Origin of the sequence: Paenibacillus sp. MER 180 (assembly GCF_023713665.1) — a bacterium.
Taxonomy (GTDB): Bacteria; Bacillota; Bacilli; order Paenibacillales; family Paenibacillaceae; genus Paenibacillus_B; species Paenibacillus_B suaedae.
Window position 1 is genome coordinate 1 of sequence record NZ_JAMAVT010000049.1, and the last position, 1,669, is coordinate 1,669.

Consider the following 1,669-nt stretch of genomic DNA (forward strand, 5'->3'; position numbering starts at 1 on the left):
ATCATATATGCATCTACCTATTCAACGGATGTTACTTTCGAGGAAATCGGCAAAGCGAAAGAGATATGCAAATCTATCTACGGAGAACTGAGCTATGAAAAAGGTAACCGCTAAGACACATTGGGTATGGACAGCTGCAGGCGCTTTGGAAGATCCGGAACGAATAGTAGGTCAGCCAATACCAGGTGATTCAAAACGAGCTCCTTCAGCTTGGGTAAAGAACGGACATGTCATCGATAAATGTGAATGCGACCTGTTGCCAGAGTATAGAGCGACAAAAGAAAAGCTGGAGCGCAAACGGGGAGAACTGAAGCAAACACGGGATAAGGCCAAGGAAAAGCGGCTTAAACTTATGGCAGTAATCACGCTACCCACTACATTTCAAACTGAGCGCGAATCCTTAGAAGCAGAAATAGCCACCCTCGAATCAGATATGAAGACATTGGGCGAGATGATAAGCGGCGTAGAGTACAGCTTAGAATGGTTAGAAACAGGGCGGCGGCCGGGAAGCAAACGCGGGGTTGAACGACTGGCAGCATACCAGCGCGAGAAGCCTATTGATCCAGTGCAGCTTCAAGCATATATAGCTAAGACATCGTCAGGCGGTGCTGTACAAGCTGAGAGAATAAGCGACAAAGAACGGGAACGGATTGAATTTGCTTTAGGTGAGCTTTCTCCAAGAGAAAGGGAATGTTATGAGATGGTCATCGGTGGAGGCTTATCCTATGGAGAAACAGCGGAGATTACTGGGTTAAGCAAGAGTTCAATACAATGGTTTGTAGACGAGGCTAAGAAGAAACTGCATCATCATAGTAGACAAGTTGATTTGTTTGATTTAATCACTTAAAGACGGGTTCGCTCGTCTTTTTTTGTATGCCCATCATACTAGGAGTCGTGTATAATTATGGATGTTTATATGATAGGACAGGGGGATAAGTATGGAAAAGTGGACATGGGAACATAAAGATTGGTTATGGGTGATGGTATGTATTGCTCTGACTTTCGGGGCGTCACACGCTAATAATATTCAAGTAATGAATTTAATATCTTATGGAGCTACTTTTGTGTCGATATCTCTAGCATTTGTAGCGATTTACATTTCAGTCAGAGAAGCGACAAAAGCAGATAATTTGAAAGATGATTTAAGTATGATATTGGGTGAACTTAAAGAAAAAGTAGGCCAGGTTGATAACAAACTTAGTCTCATAGATCCTGACACTGTTGCCGCAACCATAGTGAAGAGGCCGCTTGCTGAATTTCATGAAGATCTGATACAAAGAATAGAATCTGTAACATCAGTCTCACGTGAAGAAACCGAAAAAATAGCTGCGGAAGAGACGGAAAAATTATACAAGAAGCTAAAAGACGAATTGGTAGAAGAAATAATCAAAACCAATAACAGACCACTATTCAATAGCAAAGAAATAATACATTCTAGTAGGTTAAGAAGTAACTTAGGTGGATCACCGCAAATTGGAGAGCAATTTTTAGCGTTAAGTGGAGTACAGAGAGACAACAGAAAAATTATTGTAAGTAATGAAAAAAAATAACCCCATACGAAAGCCACCTATATATAAGACGATAAAAAGCGCGGCGAACAACTCCGGGTACGGACGCGAAATGTAGCGATATACCGTACACTTCCGGTGGAAACCGCGCAGCGTCTACT

At 41.9% G+C, this 1,669-nt stretch carries 2 protein-coding genes; both read left to right on the top strand.

Going from position 1 to position 1,669, the window contains the following annotated elements; genetic code table 11:
* Positions 1-94: 94 nt before the first annotated feature.
* A complete protein-coding gene (locus tag M3661_RS29715) occupies positions 95-847 on the top strand; it encodes a sigma factor-like helix-turn-helix DNA-binding protein (RefSeq protein WP_251491264.1) in 753 nt (250 codons plus the stop codon).
* Between the two features lie 91 nt (positions 848-938).
* Entirely contained in the window at positions 939-1,550 is a 612-nt protein-coding gene (locus M3661_RS29720) for a hypothetical protein (RefSeq protein WP_251491267.1), read from the top strand.
* The last annotated feature ends 119 nt before the right edge of the window (positions 1,551-1,669 follow it).

Excerpts from the sequence above, each read along its gene's own strand:
- M3661_RS29715 (WP_251491264.1), top strand. The coding sequence starts at position 95 with ATGAAAAAGGTAACCGCTAAGACACATTGGGTATGGACAGCTGCAGGC.
- M3661_RS29720 (WP_251491267.1), top strand. The coding sequence starts at position 939 with ATGGAAAAGTGGACATGGGAACATAAAGATTGGTTATGGGTGATGGTA.